General features: G+C 56.5%; 19 protein-coding genes. 11 read left to right on the forward strand and 8 right to left on the reverse strand.

Annotation, left to right across the window (positions count from 1 at the left end; translation table 11 throughout):
- Window positions 1-50 precede the first annotated feature (50 nt).
- From AC1M2H_RS00900 to AC1M2H_RS00910, 3 genes are all read left to right on the forward strand, one after another.
- Entirely contained in the window at window positions 51-1,013 is a 963-nt protein-coding gene (locus AC1M2H_RS00900; RefSeq protein ID WP_480149949.1) for a polysaccharide deacetylase family protein, read from the forward strand.
- A gap of 113 nt (window positions 1,014-1,126) precedes the next feature.
- The gene (locus tag AC1M2H_RS00905) at window positions 1,127-1,768 is read left to right on the forward strand and encodes a hypothetical protein (protein ID WP_480149950.1); all 642 of its coding nucleotides are present in this window, start codon (window positions 1,127-1,129) and stop codon (window positions 1,766-1,768) included.
- Window positions 1,769-1,882: 114 nt separating this feature from the next.
- A complete protein-coding gene (locus AC1M2H_RS00910) occupies window positions 1,883-3,001 on the forward strand; it encodes an O-antigen ligase family protein (RefSeq protein ID WP_480149951.1) in 1,119 nt (372 codons plus the stop codon).
- Here the strand turns inward: AC1M2H_RS00910 and AC1M2H_RS00915 are convergent, their stop codons facing one another.
- From AC1M2H_RS00915 to rfaD, 4 genes are all read right to left on the reverse strand, one after another.
- Window positions 3,002-3,937, reverse strand: a complete 936-nt coding sequence (locus tag AC1M2H_RS00915; protein WP_480149952.1) for a sugar glycosyltransferase — start codon at window positions 3,935-3,937, stop codon at window positions 3,002-3,004.
- Window positions 3,937-4,908 (reverse strand): lipopolysaccharide heptosyltransferase RfaC, encoded by a 972-nt coding sequence (rfaC, locus tag AC1M2H_RS00920; protein WP_480149953.1) that lies wholly within the window; start codon window positions 4,906-4,908, stop codon window positions 3,937-3,939. The genes AC1M2H_RS00915 and rfaC overlap by 1 nt, the downstream gene beginning before the upstream one ends.
- 3 nt (window positions 4,909-4,911) lie before the next feature.
- On the reverse strand, window positions 4,912-5,970 hold the full coding sequence (gene rfaF / locus AC1M2H_RS00925) for an ADP-heptose--LPS heptosyltransferase RfaF (protein WP_480149954.1): 1,059 nt from the start codon (window positions 5,968-5,970) through the stop codon (window positions 4,912-4,914).
- A gap of 83 nt (window positions 5,971-6,053) precedes the next feature.
- Window positions 6,054-7,019 (reverse strand): ADP-glyceromanno-heptose 6-epimerase, encoded by a 966-nt coding sequence (rfaD, locus tag AC1M2H_RS00930; protein ID WP_480149955.1) that lies wholly within the window; start codon window positions 7,017-7,019, stop codon window positions 6,054-6,056.
- Window positions 7,020-7,232: 213 nt separating this feature from the next.
- Between rfaD and kbl the strand changes: the two genes are divergently transcribed.
- The 3 genes from kbl to AC1M2H_RS00945 all read left to right on the forward strand — a co-directional run bounded on the left by kbl (window position 7,233) and on the right by AC1M2H_RS00945 (window position 10,451).
- Window positions 7,233-8,426, forward strand: a complete 1,194-nt coding sequence (gene kbl, locus AC1M2H_RS00935) for a glycine C-acetyltransferase (protein ID WP_426813780.1) — start codon at window positions 7,233-7,235, stop codon at window positions 8,424-8,426.
- A 9-nt stretch (window positions 8,427-8,435) separates the two neighbouring features.
- Window positions 8,436-9,461: an L-threonine 3-dehydrogenase gene (gene tdh, locus AC1M2H_RS00940; RefSeq protein WP_480149956.1), complete on the forward strand. Its 1,026-nt coding sequence runs from the start codon at window positions 8,436-8,438 to the stop codon at window positions 9,459-9,461.
- A gap of 192 nt (window positions 9,462-9,653) precedes the next feature.
- A complete protein-coding gene (locus tag AC1M2H_RS00945) occupies window positions 9,654-10,451 on the forward strand; it encodes a glycosyltransferase family 2 protein (RefSeq protein ID WP_480149957.1) in 798 nt (265 codons plus the stop codon).
- Here AC1M2H_RS00945 and AC1M2H_RS00950 read toward each other — a convergent pair.
- The 3 genes from AC1M2H_RS00950 to gpmM are packed head-to-tail and all read right to left on the reverse strand — an operon-like array spanning window position 10,448 to window position 14,224.
- A complete protein-coding gene (locus AC1M2H_RS00950) occupies window positions 10,448-11,395 on the reverse strand; it encodes a divergent polysaccharide deacetylase family protein (protein ID WP_480149958.1) in 948 nt (315 codons plus the stop codon). The genes AC1M2H_RS00945 and AC1M2H_RS00950 overlap by 4 nt on opposite strands.
- A gap of 3 nt (window positions 11,396-11,398) precedes the next feature.
- The gene (gene envC, locus AC1M2H_RS00955) at window positions 11,399-12,670 is read right to left on the reverse strand and encodes a murein hydrolase activator EnvC (protein ID WP_480149959.1); all 1,272 of its coding nucleotides are present in this window, start codon (window positions 12,668-12,670) and stop codon (window positions 11,399-11,401) included.
- A gap of 9 nt (window positions 12,671-12,679) precedes the next feature.
- Complete coding sequence (gene gpmM / locus AC1M2H_RS00960) at window positions 12,680-14,224, reverse strand: 2,3-bisphosphoglycerate-independent phosphoglycerate mutase (protein WP_480149960.1); 1,545 nt, start codon at window positions 14,222-14,224, stop codon at window positions 12,680-12,682.
- A 245-nt stretch (window positions 14,225-14,469) separates the two neighbouring features.
- Here gpmM and AC1M2H_RS00965 point away from each other — a divergent pair, with 245 nt between their 5' ends.
- The 5 genes from AC1M2H_RS00965 to cysE all read left to right on the forward strand — a co-directional run bounded on the left by AC1M2H_RS00965 (window position 14,470) and on the right by cysE (window position 17,706).
- Window positions 14,470-14,901, forward strand: coding sequence for a rhodanese-like domain-containing protein (locus tag AC1M2H_RS00965; protein WP_426813786.1), 432 nt, complete (start codon window positions 14,470-14,472; stop codon window positions 14,899-14,901).
- Between the two features lie 109 nt (window positions 14,902-15,010).
- Window positions 15,011-15,262: a glutaredoxin 3 gene (gene grxC, locus AC1M2H_RS00970; RefSeq protein WP_041143202.1), complete on the forward strand. Its 252-nt coding sequence runs from the start codon at window positions 15,011-15,013 to the stop codon at window positions 15,260-15,262.
- 58 nt (window positions 15,263-15,320) lie between these two features.
- A complete protein-coding gene (gene secB, locus AC1M2H_RS00975) occupies window positions 15,321-15,788 on the forward strand; it encodes a protein-export chaperone SecB (RefSeq protein ID WP_041143201.1) in 468 nt (155 codons plus the stop codon).
- Window positions 15,788-16,804 carry an NAD(P)H-dependent glycerol-3-phosphate dehydrogenase gene (gpsA, locus tag AC1M2H_RS00980; RefSeq protein WP_480149961.1) on the forward strand — a complete coding sequence of 339 codons (1,017 nt, stop codon included), beginning with the start codon at window positions 15,788-15,790 and terminating at the stop codon, window positions 16,802-16,804. The genes secB and gpsA overlap by 1 nt, the downstream gene beginning before the upstream one ends.
- Before the next feature lie 80 nt (window positions 16,805-16,884).
- Window positions 16,885-17,706, forward strand: coding sequence for a serine O-acetyltransferase (gene cysE / locus AC1M2H_RS00985; RefSeq protein WP_480149962.1), 822 nt, complete (start codon window positions 16,885-16,887; stop codon window positions 17,704-17,706).
- Between the two features lie 100 nt (window positions 17,707-17,806).
- Here the strand turns inward: cysE and trmL are convergent, their stop codons facing one another.
- On the reverse strand, window positions 17,807-18,280 hold the full coding sequence (gene trmL, locus AC1M2H_RS00990; protein WP_480149963.1) for a tRNA (uridine(34)/cytosine(34)/5-carboxymethylaminomethyluridine(34)-2'-O)-methyltransferase TrmL: 474 nt from the start codon (window positions 18,278-18,280) through the stop codon (window positions 17,807-17,809).
- Window positions 18,281-18,310: the final 30 nt, after the last annotated feature.

Consider the following 18,310-nt stretch of genomic DNA (forward strand, 5'->3'; position numbering starts at 1 on the left):
CGTTGTCTTGCTCTACCATGACCCGATACGTATGGTCTGAGGACGTTTTCGTGCACAATCCCGCATTTCTCATCACGATTGATACCGAGGGTGATAACCTCTGGCAAAAACATGACAGCATTACCACCGAGAATGCGCGTTATTTACCGCGTTTTCAGCAGCTTTGCGAAAAGTATGGTTTTAAACCGGTCTATTTAACCAACTACGAGATGGCGATAGATCCATTCTATATCGAATTCGCCAAAGATGTGATTGCCCGAGGCACCGCCGAAATCGGCATGCATCTGCATGCCTGGAACAGCCCGCCGACCGACCCGCTGACCGCCGACGACTGGCGATATAAGCCCTATCTTATCGAATACGGCGACGCGGCGATGCGTGAAAAGGTCGCCTATATGACCGGTTTGCTGGAAGAGACCTTCCAGACCAAAATGGTCAGCCATCGCGCCGGGCGCTGGGCGTTTGATGAGCGCTACGCCCGCCTGCTGGTGGAGCATGGCTATCAGGTCGACTGCTCGGTGACGCCACGGGTCAACTGGAAAACGGCGAAAGGCGCCCCGCAGGGCGATGGCGGCACCGATTTTCGCCGCTTCCCGCAGCACGCCTATTTCCTCGACGAGAACGATATCAGCCGGGAAGGGAGCTCTTCGCTGCTGGAGGTGCCGATGAGCATCCAGTACAAACACAGCGCCCTGATGAACGGCATTAAGCAGGGTTATGACCGTCTGCGCGGCAAAGTGCGCTCGCCGTCGGTTCACTGGCTGCGGCCGATGGGCGGTAACGTTGAGACGATGAAAAAGGTCGTCGAACAGACGTTGACTCAGGGTAATGACTACGTCGAATATATGCTCCACTCTTCTGAGTACATGCCCGGCGGCAGCCCGACGTTTAAAAACGAGCAGGATATCGAACGTTTGTATGCGGACCTCGAAAGCTTCTTCAGCTGGCTGGCGCCGCGGGTTAAAGGGATGACCCTGGCGGAGTATTCCGCCTTCCGGAGAAATCCTACCTAAAAGCGTCAGGTATCATAGAGATATCTGACCTTTCTGGTGTAACATTATCCGCGTTTATATATTGGGCTTTTGGGTTCTTTCTGTGCGATGTGTTTTCATTTTCTGAGGTATTCATGAAGATAGTAACGGTATTGCGTTCTGGTGGTGATTATAATCATGATCATGTTCAGTGGTTGTATAAGCAATTACCGGATGATATCGAGAAGATTTGCTTCACTGACCTCACTATTCCGGGCGTTCAGACGATTAAACTAACTGAAAATCTTCCCGGCTGGTGGTCAAAAATTGAAATATTTGATCCGCAAAAAGTCGACGATGATATTTTCTATATAGATTTAGATGTGGTTGTCGTAGGTGACATCACGGATATTTTGCAAAATACCCGCCTGACTATGTTAAGCGATTTTTTCTTTCCGCAGAAAACTAAAAACTCGGCAATAATGCGCATCCCGCATGAAGAGAAATTTAAAGTATGGGAAGCTTTCAGACGCTATCCGCAGCTGTTTATGACGCGCTATCAGGGCGGTGGGGATCAGGAGTTTATCAGTAAAATATATCCTCAAGCAGCGATCTGGCAGGACATATTACCAGGACAAATTGTCAGCTATAAAAAGCATGTCATTAGTAAGAAAAAAAATGAACATGCGACCGGAAACGGTTCCGTACCTGTCGGAACTCGAATTGTATGCTTCCATGGAAAACCAAGGCCGTGGGATTGTGGCGAAGTATGGGTACCCCCATTTGTGAAAAGTTAATTAGACATGATCAGAGATAAGTTTCCGTTGATAATATTGCTGACAGCAATATTATCTTGCGCGGTAGTAACCCCAGAAAAGATAATGGGGAGAAATCTTTTTTACCTTTCCTCAATGATTACCGTTATTTATGCAGTAATAAAATTTAAATCTCTACGTTTCAAAGCTGAGGAAATTGTGCTAGCGGCTACTCTTTTTTTAATGGGAGCTTCGCAGCTGTTGTGGACATATAGATTTCCTGCTAATGCCACCGAAGTTTATATGGCTGATCTTAGCTATGCACGAACGGGTGCCTATTTGATTATTGGTTCAGTAGTTATGCTGCTGATTTCAGCAGTGCTACGACTAATTAAACCGTATCCAGGTCAGTTTATTAACTACCTGCTGCTATTAGGTTTTGCCTATTTGACATTATACGCACTGCATTTCCACTTTTTTATTTCTGATGATCGTCTGAGAATAGATAGTTCAGCAACGTTAAGTGCCTATATTTATGCGTTTTATACCATGATTACGCTTTATGCTTTATCATGTGTGAAAATTCGCTATCGTCCTGCGATAATTATTACAGTTGTTGTTTTGTCGTTCTGGATTATATTTTTGACGCAAACCAGGTCGGTGTTAATTTTCTACCCGGTAATTTTGTTATATTGTTTGCTGAAAAGCAAAATGCTGTCCAGGACAAAAGTCATAGCCCTGTGTGTGGCGTCTTTATTAGCCTCACTGGTGATGATTGAGTTTGCTGTTCCGACCATCAAGGTGCGGGCAGTGGAAGCTGTTACCGAACTGTCTGAATATCAAAATGATAACAACACCTCGCTGGGTGCCAGATTAAGCATGTGGCATACGGGGGTCTATGAGATATACGGCCATCCTTCAGGGGTCGGCTCTCAGGAACGCTATGAAATTCTGTCGCAGTTGATGCAAGAGAAAGAGCACGGTAATCCGGAGGGAATGCGTAACATGGTTTACCATTTGCACAATGACCTCATTGAGACGATGTCATTACAAGGCGTTATCGGGGGCATCATCTTACTGTGCCTGTACGCGGCAATGATTTTCTATGTTCATAGAAAAGGGCTATTATCGTGCGCCACTGCCTTTTTATGTGCGCCGGTTATCTTGTTCGGCTCAGTGGATTCCCTTTTTATTCATGACCGATTTATTGTCATGCTCATCGCCGGTCTCATGATTTTCGCGGGTCTATCGGGAGCCAAACCGGCACGAGCATGATCAGGTGAAAGAGGTGGCCTGTCCGGTCACTTCTTTCACCGTTTGGCTGAACGGTGCTTTACGGAATATATCGACAGGAACCGCGCTATTTATTGAGGTGTTGATGATGTCGATTCCGGAGCTTTGCATATAGCGGCTGGCCAGCGTAAGCGCAGGGAAAATCAGCGCAGTAACCTTGCTTTCGAGATAAGAAGGCAACTTATTTGCATCATTTTCATAAAATCGTGGTCGATTGAAATTATTCATATCCAGACCTGCGATGATAACTTTATCAAACCCAAGGTAGGCAATAATTTGCAGCGCCCAGTAGGCTACGGTGCCTGCATCGAATATCCCTTGACGAATATCGATAGAGAAAGCAATATTATCAATGCGCTCGTGCAATATTACCGTATCAAAATCGGTAAATCGGGCGCGAATGTCTTTGCTGACTACCCGAGGTTGATAAATTTTGTAGCAGGCATCTTCAACCAGCGCCAGCCGGCAGCGGATATTCTCCATGCCTATGCGATCGATAATTTTGGCAATACCGTGGGTAGTTGTGAAAAATAGAATCTGCGGATTTCTGACAATAGCGGAAATAACGTCCGGCTTGCGGTCGAAAAATTCCATATCCACGATAAGGTACAAGGAGAAACTGAGTTTTCCTTCCAGCGAGAAGGCACCATTCACGCCCATTACCGGTATGGTTCGAGGGATAACGGAAAAATCAATATCCTTAACCGATGGCCCCGTGGCGGTCAGCAGCAGTGGTCCGGAAAAGCTATTTTTCAGCTTGCTCAGGCTGCACAGCGGCACCGTTTTGCCTTTGTAAATCATTGAACAAATCTCACCCGACGCTGCGCGGGTTATCTTCGCCCACGGCCACAGGTTCTCATTGTGGCGAAAGGCGCGCGGGTGCGTGTAGCGATAGATTTGCTTAAACAGTGAACCCATCAGGCCAGTCCCCGGGAGGTCAGCTGCTGTAGAACCCGCGCGGCGCTAATATCCCCCGTGCTGCTGCCGTTTTCCGGACGCACGACGTACTGGTTTTGCCCATAACCGCCGATAAGCCCCGGATCGGTCGGGCCGTAGAGGGTGAAATTCGGCTTATCGAGCGCGGCGGTCAGATGACTCAGGCCTGTATCGACGGAAACCACGCCGCGGGCGCCGGCCAGGATCTGAGCGACCTGCTCCAGGCTCATGCGCGGCAGCACTTCGACAAAATCGTGGCCCTGCGCCAGCCGTTTGGCCCGTGCCTCTTCGTGCGGCGCGCCCCACGGCAGCTTGATCCGCAGTCCGCTGTCGGCAAGCAGGGCGATAAGCGCCTGCCAGTTCTCTTCCGGCCAGTGTTTATCATCGCGGGTGGTGGCGTGCAGGAAGACCAGATAGGGCGCGGCGCCGGCATTTTCCTGGCGCAGAAAGTGGCGGGCAATCGCGTAATCGCCCTGGGCCTCTGGCCTGGCGTAGCCGAGGCTTTTGGCAAACAGCTCGCGGGTGCGCTCAACGGCGTGCTGCTGCTTAGCGATATGGTGGCGGCGGTTATAGAACAGGCTGGCCAGCGGCTCGCGGGCGGTCTGCCAGTCCATGCCGTGCTTCACGCCGCGCGCCAGCCGGGTGACCAGCGCCGCGCTTTTCACCAGCCCCTGGGCGTCAATGATTGCGTCGTACTGCTCCGCCCGCAGCGCCTGACGAAAGGCTTTACGCTCGGCCTTCACCGGCGCGGAAAACCACGCCTTGCGCCAGCGGCGAATGGCCACCGGAATCACGCGGTCAACGCTTTGGTGCCAGGAGGGGATCTGGGCGAAGCCCTCTTCGACTACCCAGTCGAAACGAATTCCGGGGAAGGCCTGCGCCGCGTCGGTCAGCGCGGGCAGCGAGTGCAGGACGTCGCCCATAGACGAAGTTTTAACGATCAATACCCGCATCCGCTAGGCTTCCTCTTTTTCCGCTTTGTTCTGCAACAGCGGGTTCAGCTCTTCCAGCACGCGCTGCGGCGTAATATCGATCAGGCTCTGATGATATCCTTCTGCCGCTTCTCCTTTCCGCACCTTGTGGTAGCCGCTGATCAGACGGATCGTCCGCGCCTTATGCGACAGCGGCGGGGTAAAGTCGGGGCTGCTTGGGCCATACAGCGCGACCAGCGGGCGATTGAGCGCGGCGGCGACGTGCATCAGCCCGGAGTCGTTGCTGACAACCGCCTGGCAGGCGGCAATCAGTACCACCGCCTGTTCAAGCTGGGTTTCGCCGGCCAGGTTACGGCACCATGCCTGCTGCTGGGTGCTGAGAGCGGCCAGAATATCGTTGCCCGCCTCATGGTCCTTGGCCGAACCGAAGAGCAGCACCTGATAGCCGTCATCGATCAAATGTTTTGCCAGCTCGGCGTAGTGGTAGTGCGGCCAGCGCTTGGCCGGACCGAACTCCGCTCCGGGGCAGAAGCCGATAATGGGGCGATGGGTGGCAATATTGAAGGCGTCGCGGACCTGCGACTTTTCCCCTTCATGCACCTGCAGCTGCGGCCAGAGCAGCGGCTGCGGCAGATCCTTAGCGCCGCGCATCACGCCTTTGTCATAGGCTAAGGCCACGTAGCGCTCAACCATCAGCGGCCACGCGTCTTTATCCAGCGTTCTGGCGTCGTTCAGCAGGCCATAGCGCATCTCGCCGCGCCAGCCGGTGCGGTGCGGGATGTTGGCGAAGAAGGGAACCAGCGCCGATTTAAACGAGTTCGGCAGCACGTAGGCGCGATCGTAGCGGCGCTCGCGCAGGCTGAGCCCGAGCTTGCGCCGTTCGCCGATCTCCAGCGCGCCGTGGCCCAGCGGCATGGGAATGGCTTCGTTGACTTCCGGCATCCGTGACAGCAGCGGACGGCACCACGCGGGCGCCATCACGTCGATGATTGCCTGGGGATAGCGCGCCTTGAGCGTGCGATAGAGGCTTTGCGACATCATCATGTCGCCCACCCATGACGGGCCGATCACCAGTATTTTCATTCACTTCATCCTTCAAACGGTCTCTGCGTTGGCTGCCTGCGTTCACTCCGGTCACTTGCTTTTGTCAGCTCCCGGGGATTCACTTAGCTGCCAGAATGATTTTGTGAATTTGTATCGCTGTCGCGGTTGAGCCAGGCCATATATTCCGTTACGCCTTCGGCGACGGTCTTGAACGGTTTGTCATAACCCGCCGCGCGCAGGTTAGTGAGGTCTGCCTGGGTAAATGCCTGGTAGCGGCCCTTCAGCTTGTCCGGGAACGGGATGTATTCGATGCTGCCCTTCTGGTGGTACGCCAGGGTGGCATCGGCTACCGCCTGGAAGGATTCTGCCCGGCCGGTGCCGAGGTTGAAAATACCGGATGCGCCGTTCTCCCAGAACCACAGGTTGACCGCCGCCACGTCGCCGACGTAGACGAAATCACGCTTGAAGCCGTCGCTGCCTGCGAACAGTTTCGGACTTTCGCCATTATTCAGCTGGGTATTGAGGTGGAACGCCACGCTCGCCATGCTGCCTTTATGGCCTTCGCGCGGCCCGTAGACGTTGAAATAGCGGAAGCCGACGATCTGCGAATCGACTTCCGGCAGGATCTGGCGCACGTATTCGTCAAACAGGAACTTGGAGTAGCCGTAGATGTTGAGCGGCTGCTCGTATTCGCGGGATTCGATAAAGTCGCTGGTGCGGCCGCCGTAGGTGGCGGCGGAAGAGGCGTACAGGAACGGGATTTCGCGCTCCAGGCAGTAGTGAAGCAGCTCTTTGGAGTACTGATAGTTGTTATCCATCATGTACTTACCGTCCCACTCCGTGGTGGAGGAGCAGGCGCCTTCATGGAATACCGCTTCAATTTCTTCGCCGAACTCTTCGCCCGCCATTACCTGGATCAGGAAGTCTTCTTTATCCATGTAATCAGCGATGTTCAGGTCAACCAGGTTCACAAACTTGGTGCCATCTTTCAGATTATCTACGACCAAAATGTCGGTAATGCCTTTGTCATTCAGGGCCTTAACGATATTGCTGCCGATAAACCCTGCGCCGCCGGTAACGATGATCATAACAGTAACCTTTGAAGTATGGAGTCCAGAGATAATCCGGACATGAATGCTTCTATCATATCACCACATGAGACAGGCTTCAGCCCTTCGCAGAAAAGGTGCCGGGTGAGCGTGATTTATGCTGCAAATAATTCATTCAGGCATGCATCATCTCGTATCAGCGTATAGCTTTGGGTAATATGTGCCAAATTTTGCCGAATCTGGAGAGTTGCAATGCGTGGTGATTTTTATCAACAGTTAACCAATAGCCTGGATACTGCTCGCGCGGAGGGGCTGTTTAAAGAAGAGCGCATCATCACATCGGCGCAGCAGGCGGACATCACCGTCGGCGGCAATAGCGTGATTAACTTCTGCGCCAATAACTATCTTGGCCTCGCCAACCACCCGGAGCTGATTGCCGCGGCGAAAGCCGGTATGGACAGTCACGGCTTCGGCATGGCCTCCGTGCGCTTTATTTGCGGGACCCAGGACAGCCACAAAGCGCTCGAGAAGAAGCTGGCCGAGTTCCTCGGCATGGAAGATGCGATTCTCTACTCCTCCTGCTTTGACGCCAACGGCGGCCTGTTCGAAACCCTGCTGGGGCCGGAAGACGCGATTATTTCCGATGCTCTGAACCATGCGTCGATCATCGACGGCGTACGCCTGTGCAAAGCGCAGCGTTTCCGCTACGCCAACAACGACATGCAGGAGCTGGAGGCGCGGCTGAAAGAGGCGCGCGAGGCCGGCGCCCGTCACGTGCTGATCGCCACCGACGGCGTGTTCTCCATGGACGGCGTGATTGCCAACCTGAAAGGCGTCTGCGACCTCGCGGATAAATACGACGCGCTGGTTATGGTCGACGACTCTCACGCCGTCGGCTTTGTCGGCGAAAACGGCCGCGGCTCCCACGAGTACTGCGAGGTAATGGGTCGGGTGGATATCATCACCGGCACCCTCGGGAAGGCGCTGGGCGGCGCCTCCGGCGGCTATACCGCGGCGCGCAAAGAGGTGGTTGAGTGGCTGCGTCAGCGCTCACGCCCGTATCTGTTCTCCAACTCGCTGGCTCCGGCGATCGTCGCCGCCTCTATCAAAGTGCTGGAGATGGTGGAATCCGGCGCCGAGCTGCGCGACCGCCTGTGGTCCAACGCGCGCCTGTTCCGCGAAAAAATGACCGCGGCGGGCTTTACCCTGGCGGGCGCCGATCACGCCATTATCCCGGTGATGCTCGGCGAAGCGACCGTGGCGCAGAATTTTGCCCGCGAGCTGCAAAAAGAGGGTATTTACGTCACCGGATTCTTCTATCCGGTGGTACCAAAAGGCCAGGCGCGTATTCGCACCCAGATGTCTGCGGCGCATACCCCTGAACAAATTGAACGTGCGGTGGAAGCCTTTACCCGCATCGGCAAACAACTGGGCGTCATTGCCTGAGGGTGTGAGATGAAAGCGTTATCCAAACTGAAAGCGGAAGAAGGCATCTGGATGACCGACGTACCGGAACCGGAAGTCGGCCACAACGATCTGCTGATTAAAATCCGTAAGACCGCTATTTGCGGTACCGACGTACACATCTATAACTGGGATGAGTGGTCGCAGAAGACCATCCCGGTGCCGATGGTCGTCGGGCACGAATACGTCGGCGAAGTGGTGGGTATCGGTCAGGAAGTGCGCGGCTTTAAGCTGGGCGATCGCGTGTCCGGCGAAGGTCATATTACCTGCGGCCACTGCCGTAACTGTCGCGCCGGGCGCACCCACCTGTGCCGCAACACCATCGGGGTTGGCGTTAACCGCCCCGGCTGTTTTGCCGAGTATCTGGTGATCCCGGCCTTCAATGCCTTCAAAATTCCTGACAACATTTCTGACGATCTGGCGTCAATTTTTGACCCCTTCGGCAACGCCGTCCACACCGCGCTCTCCTTCGACCTCGTCGGCGAAGACGTGCTGGTTTCCGGCGCCGGCCCGATTGGCATCATGGCGGCGGCGGTCGCTAAGCACGTCGGCGCGCGCAACGTGGTGATCACCGACGTCAACGAATACCGCCTGAGCCTGGCGCGCAAGATGGGCGTCACCCGCGCGGTTAACGTTGCGCAGGAGAGCCTTGCCGACGTGATGGCCGAGCTGGGGATGACCGAAGGGTTCGACGTGGGTCTGGAGATGTCCGGCGCGCCGCCGGCGTTCCGTACCATGCTGGATACCATGAACCACGGTGGCCGGATTGCGATGCTGGGCATTCCGCCTTCCGATATGTCTATCGACTGGACCAAAGTTATCTTTAAGGGACTGTTCATCAAGGGGATTTACGGCCGCGAAATGTTTGAAACCTGGTACAAGATGGCGGCGCTGATCCAGTCTGGTTTAGATCTGTCGCCGATTATCACCCACCGTTTCGGCATCGATGAGTTCCAGCAGGGCTTTGACGCGATGCGCTCCGGCCAGTCGGGTAAAGTGATTCTGAGCTGGGATTAAACGTCCGTTATCCGCCGCGCCAGCAGATGAAACCCGTTTGCTGGCGCATCTCCAGGCGCCTGCGGGCGCTTTTTTATTGGGATGTGGATAACATTTCAAACATACTTCATTGCAAACGCACTATTTCTAAATCGATTTTTTGCCAGGTCGTTTATACAGTTTGTTTACCCATGCTTTAACCTTATAAATGCTATGCCTAAACTCGCCGTCTGCCTGCTAACCTGTGACTCCGCCCGCCTGCTGAGGGACGTTTTGCCGCCGCTATTACAGGTGGCGGATGAGTGTATTGTCGTTGATTCGGGCAGCACGGATGCGACGCTGGATATCTGCCGGCAGTTCGGGCTGCAGGTCCATCACCACGCCTATACCACCCACGGCGCGCAGATGAACTACGCTACGGCGCTGGCCAGCCACGACTGGGTGCTGTGTATGGATAGCGACGAAATCCTCGATGCCGAGGTCGTTGCCGTCATTCTCAGGCTCAAAGCCGGGCCGGATATCGATCCCGGCTGCGCGTGGCGCCTGCCGCGCTACTGGTACGTGCTGGGGGAGGCGGTGAGAACCATTTACCCCGTTTCATCGCCGGATTATCCGGTGCGCTTGTTCAACCGCACCGCGGCGGCCTTTAACGATCGCCCGGTGGACGATCGCGTCGTCGGCTACGGCCGCTCAATCAGGCTGCCCGGCCGCGTCCGCCACGATACCTTCTACTCGCTGCATGAAGTCTTCAATAAGCTCAATAGCTATACCACCCGGCTGGTTAAACACCAGAAGATCCGGCCGTCGCTGGCTCGCGGAGCTATCAGCGCGATTGGCGCATTTTTTAAGTGGTATCTGTTCAGCGGGGCGTGGCGTAGCGGAAAGGTTGGGCTGGTGACCGGGCTGTATGCCACCTTCTACAGCTTCCTGAAATATTTTAAAGCCTGGTATGCCGATGGGGATAAACGGGAATCCGCGGCAGAAAAGCATCCGGATTCCCGTTCCGTTTAGTTCGTCGGATTATCCCAGCCCTGCCATTTCAGCCGGTAATACTGCACCAGCGTGCTCTGGCTAATGCTTTCGCTCAGAATCGTAAAGAAGCGGCCGGCGTTCACCGGCTCCAGCGGACGCTGCGGCTTGCAGTACTTCACGCCGCGGAACGGATTATGCGGCTTCGTCGGCGGCACGCTCTGCGACGGCGGGACGGTACCCGGCGTGGAGGTATCCACCTGCGGCTCGTTTAGCAGGCTGCTCGGGCGCACGAGGGTAATGTCCGACGGCAGGCTATAGACCATCTGCTGCAGCACGCGCACCGTGGTGGGGTGCGGGTGGCCGATAGCAATCGCCGAACCGTTACGCCGCGCCAGGGCGATCGCCCGGTTGAACTGGACGCGGATATCCGCTTCATTCTGCGTATCGTCGAGGAACACCTTGCGCTTAATCACCTTCACACCGGTACCCTGCGCGGCGCGCATCGCCTGAGTATTGCCGATGGTCACGCTATCGAGGAAGTAGAGATTGTAGCGCTCCAGCGCCTGCATCACCTTCTGCATCCCGAACAGGTTAGAGGTCATCGCGCTGCCCATATGGTTGTTCAGACCCACGGCGTACGGCACTTTGCCATAGGCTTCACGGATGATGCGTTCGATCTCGGCGCTGCTCATGTCCGGACGCAGAGTGTCTTTTTCCAGCGGCTGCTTGCTGAGCGGCGCCATCGGCAGGTGAATGAGCACCTCATGGCCGAGGCCGTGCGCTTTGGTCGCCATTTCCCGGGCGTGCGGGGCATTGGGTAACACGGCGACGGAGATCGTGGCCGGCAGCGCCAGCACCTGGTTTTCCGTCTGTGGACGATAGCCAAAATCGTCAATAACAATAGAGAGTTTGCCAGCCAAAGCTGGCGCAGCGAAAGCCAGCGTACCGGCTACCGCGAGTGCAATTCTGCGAAATTGAAGCAAAACTTATCTTCCCAACCACGGCTGTGGATTGACCGCCTGACCCTGGCGACGAATTTCGAAATAGAGCGACGGACGGCCTTGACCGCCGCTGCTGCCGACGAGGGCAATCGCCTGGCCCGCACGGACCTGAGCTCCGACGCTGACCAGCGCGCTTTGATTATAGCCGTACAGGCTCATATCGCCTTTACCGTGCTCCACGACCACCACCAGGCCGTAGCCCTGCAGCCAGTCGGCGAGGATCACCCGGCCATCCGCTATCGCTTTGACCTCGGTGCCTTCAGACGCGGCGATAACCATCCCCTTCCAACGTAGTTCACCTTGCAGCTGTTCGCCATAGCGGTGAAGCAGCGTGCCGCGAACCGGCCAGTAGGCCTGGCCGCGCGGCGAACCCAGTCCGCCGGTACGGGACATCAGGGAACGTTCGCTTTCGGATGGTTTATAGGTGGTGCCTTTGCGGGATGCATCCTGCTGGCGATCGCGGACCGCCTGCGCCTCGCGGGCTTCGCGCTCCGCGCGAGCCTTAGCCGCCGCTTCTGCCTGGGCAACGCGGCCGCGCAGACGCGATTCGTTAGCCCGCATTTCGCTCAGCTGTTGTTGACCCTGCTGGATGGAGGATTCGAGGCCTGAAAGCGTCTTTTTACGCTCGTTGCGCGCCTGCTCAAGCTTAGCCTGCTGCGCGCGCTGCTCGTAAGCCAGCGTTTGCTGCTGGCTCTGCTTCTCTTCCAGCTCGGCCTTTTGCGCGGTGACCTCTTCGCGCGTCTGCTTCAGCTGCGCGATAGTCTCCTGGCGGGCCTGGTTGAGATAGCCGTAGTAGGCCTGGATACGCTGGTTGCGCTGGCCCTCTTCGCCGCTGAGGATCATCTGCATGCCGGTGTGCGGCCCCTGACGAAACGCGGCGTCCAGCTGGGCGGAGAGGTTACGCTCCTGCGAGGCGCGCTGGCGCTCCAGTTTGGCGATAGAGGCGTTCATCTCGTCAATCTGCTTGTTCAGCTGGGTCAGGGTGGCCTGGGTTTCGCGCAGCTTGCGGGCGGCGGCGGAGATGGCTTCTTCCTGGGTCTTTAGCTGAGCGAGCAGGGAAGAGCGCTGCTGCTGCTGCTGCTGTATCGCCCGCTGTTTAGCGGCAATATCGGCCTGAATGGATTTTAGCTGATCGCGATCGTCCGCATGGGCTGGTACGGCGCACAGCAATACGCCAGCGCTGAACGCGCTGGCGTAAAGAACGGATCGTACTGTCGTTGCGATCCATGTATTTGAATAAGTCGCCTTTCCCCTCATGGGGAAGGATTATTCCACGATGAACAGCGCCTTGCCAGTCATCTCTTGCGGGATTTCCATTCCCATCAGCGACAGCATGGTCGGCGCGATGTCGGAAAGTTTGCCATCGGCGGCCGCTTTTACGGTTTTATCACCGACGTAGATCAGCGGTACCGGCAGGTTGGTATGGGCCGTGTGGGCCTGGCCCGTCGCCGGATCGCGCATCTGCTCCGCGTTGCCGTGGTCGGCGGTGATCAGCAGCTGGCCGCCGGCGGATTCGACCGCGTTGACCACCTGATCGATACAGTTATCCAGCGTTTCGACGGCTTTAATCGCCGCTTCCATGACCCCGGTGTGGCCGACCATATCGCCGTTCGGATAGTTACAGATAATGGTGTCGTACTCGCCGCCTTTGATGGCCGCAACCAGTTTTTCCGTCAGCTCGGCGGAGCTCATTTCCGGCTGCAGATCGTAGGTCGCGACTTTCGGCGAGTTGATCAAAATACGATCTTCGCCCTTAAACGGCTCTTCGACGCCGCCGTTAAAGAAGAAGGTCACGTGCGCGTATTTTTCCGTTTCCGAGATACGCAGCTGCGTTTTATCGTTTTTCGCCATCCACTCGCCGAAGGTATTTGCGAGTGAGGCCGGCGGATAGGCGCAGGCGACTTTGATGTCGGCGGCGTATTCGGTCAGCATCACGAAATCGAGCTTAACCGCTTTCTTACGCGCAAAGCCGTCGAAATCGGCGTTGACGAAGGCGCGGGTGATTTCACGAGCGCGGTCGGCGCGGAAGTTCATGAAAATCAGCGCGTCGCCGTCTTCCATTGCCGCATCGGCCTGGCCCGCGGCGCGAATCACGGTGGCTTTGACGAATTCGTCGTTCTCATCGCGCGCGTAGGCGGCCTGCAGACCGGCAACGGCGCTATCGGCCTGGAACTCGCCCTGCGCCAGGGTCATCAGGTTATATGCCTGCTCGACGCGATCCCAGCGGTTGTCGCGATCCATGGCATAGTAGCGGCCGATAATCGAGGCCACGCGGCCTTTGCCGAGGGCGGCAAATTTGTCTTCGAACTTCGCCAGCGTGCTTTGCGCGCTGCGCGGCGGAGTATCGCGGCCGTCGAGGAAGGCGTGCAGGTAGATTTTCTCCGCGCCGCGCTCTGCCGCCAGTTCAACCATCGCCATGATGTGGTCTTCGTGGCTGTGAACGCCGCCGGGAGACATCAGGCCCATGATGTGCACCGCTTTACCTGCGGCAACCGCTTTGTCTACCGCCGCGGTCAGTACCGGGTTAGCAAAGAACGTCCGCTCTTTGATTTCGACATCAAGACGGGTCAGGTCCTGGTAAACGATACGACCGGCGCCAAGGTTAACGTGGCCCACTTCGGAGTTGCCCATCTGGCGATCCGGCAGGCCCACTTCGAGGCCCGAAGCGTCAATCAGCATATGAGGACGTTTCGTCCACAGCGCGTCCATGACGGGGGTTTTTGCGCTATAAATAGCGTTATCCTGCTGCTCTTCACGGTAGCCATAGCCATCCAGAATGACCAGTACCATAGGTTTTTTAGAAACCGACATTGCGACAACCTCATGCTCAAAGACAGAAAATTTGCGTAATTTTACTACAGCTGAATCGTTCAATTCACCGTGAAAGATCAAAGAAAGGGAGCGGCCAGGCCGCAGGGACACGGCAAGGAGGCGTTTTTTTCGCGGCGTGCCGCAGAAAATGCATTACATCGCGCTCACTGGCTGTATTTGCCGCAATGCACAGGTATACTCCTTGCCTGGTTTTTTTATCACTTAGTCGGGAGTTGTAACCCCCCATGCAAGAAATTATGCAATTCGTCGGCCGTCACCCCGTCCTGAGCATCGCGTGGATCGCGCTGCTGGGTGCGGTGCTGTTCACCACCTTTAAAGGGCTGACGTCGAAAATTAAAGTCATTACCCGCGGTGAAGCGACGCGTCTGATCAACAAAGAGGACGCGGTGGTTGTCGACCTGCGTCAGCGTGACGATTTCCGTAAAGGCCATATTGCCGGCTCCCTCAACCTGCTGCCGAGCGAGATTAAGGCAAATAACGTGGGTGAGTTGGAAAAGCACAAAGCACAACCCATTATAGTGGTAGACGGTTCCGGTATGCAGGCGCAGGAGCCTGCGAGCGCGCTGAATAAAGCCGGATTCGAAAAGGTCTTTGTACTGAAAGAAGGCATTGCCGGCTGGAGTGGCGAAAACCTTCCGCTGGTACGCGGCAAATAATTTACCCCGCGCCTTTATGACGTAGCAGGGTTCCCGCATTGCGGCTATCCGCAGAGCGCGCGCTTTGCCTGCGTTCTAAAATCCTCAGGGTAAAAACAGGAGTGAAGTCATGGCCAATATTGATATCTATACCAAAGCGACCTGCCCGTTCTGCGTGCGTGCTAAAGCGCTGCTGAACAGCAAAGGCGTGACGTTCAACGAGCTGCCGATCGATGGCAACGCGACGAAGCGCGAAGAGATGATTCAACGCAGCGGTCGCACCACGGTTCCGCAGATTTTTATTGATGAGCAGCACATTGGCGGCTGTGACGACTTGTATGCGCTTGATTCACGTGGTGGACTTGATCCCCTGCTGCGCTAATTTTGCGTCCACCCAGGCCGGGTAGGCGTATTTAAGGACAACACGAAAGGGTTTTACTATGTCAGAACAAAACAGCACCGAAATGACTTTCCAGATCCAGCGTATTTATACCAAGGATATCTCCTTCGAAGCGCCGAATGCTCCGCAAGTTTTCCAGAAAGACTGGCAGCCAGAAGTTAAACTTGATCTGGATACCGCTTCCAGCCAGCTGGCTGAAGGCGTTTATGAAGTGGTGCTGCGCGTGACCGTAACCGCCGCGCTGGGCGAAGAAACCGCATTCCTGTGCGAAGTACAGCAGGGCGGCATCTTCTCCATCGAAGGCATTGACGGCAACCAGATGGCGCACTGCCTCGGCGCATACTGCCCGAACATCCTGTTCCCGTACGCGCGTGAGTGCATCACCAGCCTGGTTTCTCGCGGTACCTTCCCGCAACTGAACCTTGCGCCAGTGAACTTCGATGCGCTGTTTATGAACTATCTGCAGCAGCAGGCTGGCGAAGGTGCCGAACAGCATCAGGATGCCTGATGAACGAACTTAATGCTGCAATGACTGTGATCGGTGCCGGCTCGTACGGCACCGCTCTTGCCATCACCCTGGCAAGAAATGGCCATCACGTTGTGCTTTGGGGCCATGACCCTAAGCACATCGCGACGCTGCAAAACGATCGCTGCAACGCCGCTTTTCTTCCTGACGTTCCCTTCCCTGATACGCTGCATCTGGAGAGCGACCTGTCGACCGCCCTGGCCGCCAGCCGCGATATTCTGGTTGTCGTGCCGAGCCACGTCTTCGGCCAGGTGCTGCGCCAGATTAAGCCGCTGATGCGTTCCGACGCGCGCCTGGTCTGGGCGACGAAAGGTCTCGAAGCTGAAACCGGCCGCCTGCTGCAGGACGTGGCGCGGGAAGCGCTGGGGGAGAATATTCCGCTGGCGGTGATCTCCGGTCCAACCTTTGCGAAAGAGCTGGCCGCAGGGCTGCCGACGGCCATCTCCCTGGCCTCGACGGACCCGCAGTTTGCCGACGATCTCCAGCACCTGCTGCACTGCGGTAAAAGCTTCCGCGTCTATATCAATCCAGACTTTATTGGCGTCCAGCTTGGCGGCGCGGTAAAAAACGTTATCGCCATTGGCGCCGGGATGTCCGACGGGATCGGCTTTGGTGCCAACGCGCGCACCGCGCTGATTACCCGTGGTCTGGTCGAAATGTCTCGCCTGGGCGCGGCGCTGGGCGCCGATCCGGAAACCTTTATGGGGATGGCGGGCCTGGGCGATTTGGTCCTGACCTGTACCGACAACCAGTCGCGTAACCGCCGCTTCGGCATGATGCTCGGCGAGGGCATGGATGTGCAAAGCGCGCAGGATAAGATTGGTCAGGTGGTTGAAGGCTATCGCAATACTAAGGAAGTTCGCGTTCTGGCACAGCGTTTAGGCGTTGAAATGCCAATAACCGAGGAAATTTATCAGGTATTGTATTGCGGAAAAATTGCGCGCGAGGCAGCATTGACCCTATTAGGTCGCGCGCGCAAGGACGAGCGCAGCAATTAGCCTTAAAGGAACCTTTGTCACCTCGATGACCCGGTCAGCATAGAACTGGCCGGTCATTATGCTATCGCCTGGAGTCAGCAATGTCGTGTGAAGAACTGGATATCGTCTGGAATAATATTAAAGCCGAAGCCCGGGCTTTAGCTGACTGTGAGCCGATGCTCGCCAGTTTCTACCACGCCACGCTGCTGAAGCACGAAAACCTCGGCAGTGCGCTGAGCTATATGCTGGCTAACAAGCTGGCCTCGCCGATTATGCCCGCCATCGCGATTCGTGAAGTGGTGGAAGAGGCCTATGCCGCCGACCCGGAAATGATCGCCGCCGCCGCCTGCGATATTCAGGCCGTGCGTACCCGCGACCCGGCGGTCGATAAATACTCCACGCCGCTGCTCTACCTCAAAGGATTTCACGCGCTGCAGGCCTATCGTATCGGCCACTGGCTGTGGAATCAGGGCCGGCGCGCGCTGGCGATTTTCCTGCAAAACCAGGTTTCCGTCTCCTTCCAGGTTGATATTCACCCGGCGGCGAATATTGGCCGTGGAATCATGCTCGACCACGCCACCGGCATTGTGGTTGGCGAAACGGCGGTGATCGAGAACGACGTCTCGATTCTGCAGTCCGTCACCCTCGGCGGTACTGGTAAAACCAGCGGCGATCGCCACCCGAAAATCCGCGAAGGCGTGATGATTGGCGCCGGGGCGAAGATCCTCGGCAATATCGAAGTGGGGCGCGGGGCTAAAATCGGCGCCGGTTCTGTGGTGCTGCAGCCCGTTCCGCCGCATACCACCGCCGCCGGCGTGCCGGCGCGCATCGTCGGCAAGCCGGAGAGCGATAAGCCGGCGATGGATATGGATCAGCACTTTAACGGCATCCACCATACGTTTGAGTACGGCGACGGGATCTAGCATCGGGCTATCTTAGCGGCCGGCCCGGCGTCGGGCCGCGCTAGCCGCCCTCACGCGCTGCGCGCAGTCCATTCCAGACTGCGCCGAAACGCCCGAGTAGTTAACTACGCAATACCGCGCCCGGATATCCCAGCTGGCGCCAGGCCTCATATACCACCACCGACACCGCGTTTGACAGGTTCATGCTGCGGCTGTCCGGCATCATCGGAATACGGATTTTCTGCTCTGCCGGCAGCGCATCAAGAATGCTGGCCGGCAGACCGCGGGTTTCCGGGCCAAACAGCAAAAAATCACCCTCCTGATAGCTTACCGCGCTGTGGGCCGGCGTGCCTTTGGTGGTGAGCGCAAACAGGCGCTGCGGGCTGGCGCTTGCGACAAACGCCGCGTAGTCGTGATGTCGCTGAACGGCGGTAAACTCGTGATAGTCCAGCCCGGCCCGGCGCAGACGCTTATCGTCCCAGGCGAAGCCCATCGGCTCGATGATATGCAGGCTAAAGCCGGTGTTGGCGCACAGGCGGATAATATTGCCGGTGTTCGGCGGGATCTCTGGTTCGAATAGTACAATGTTCAGCATGCTGCCCTGTCTCATTAGGCTCTTGATGGC

The sequence above is a fragment of the Klebsiella sp. F11 genome (genome assembly GCF_056712265.1).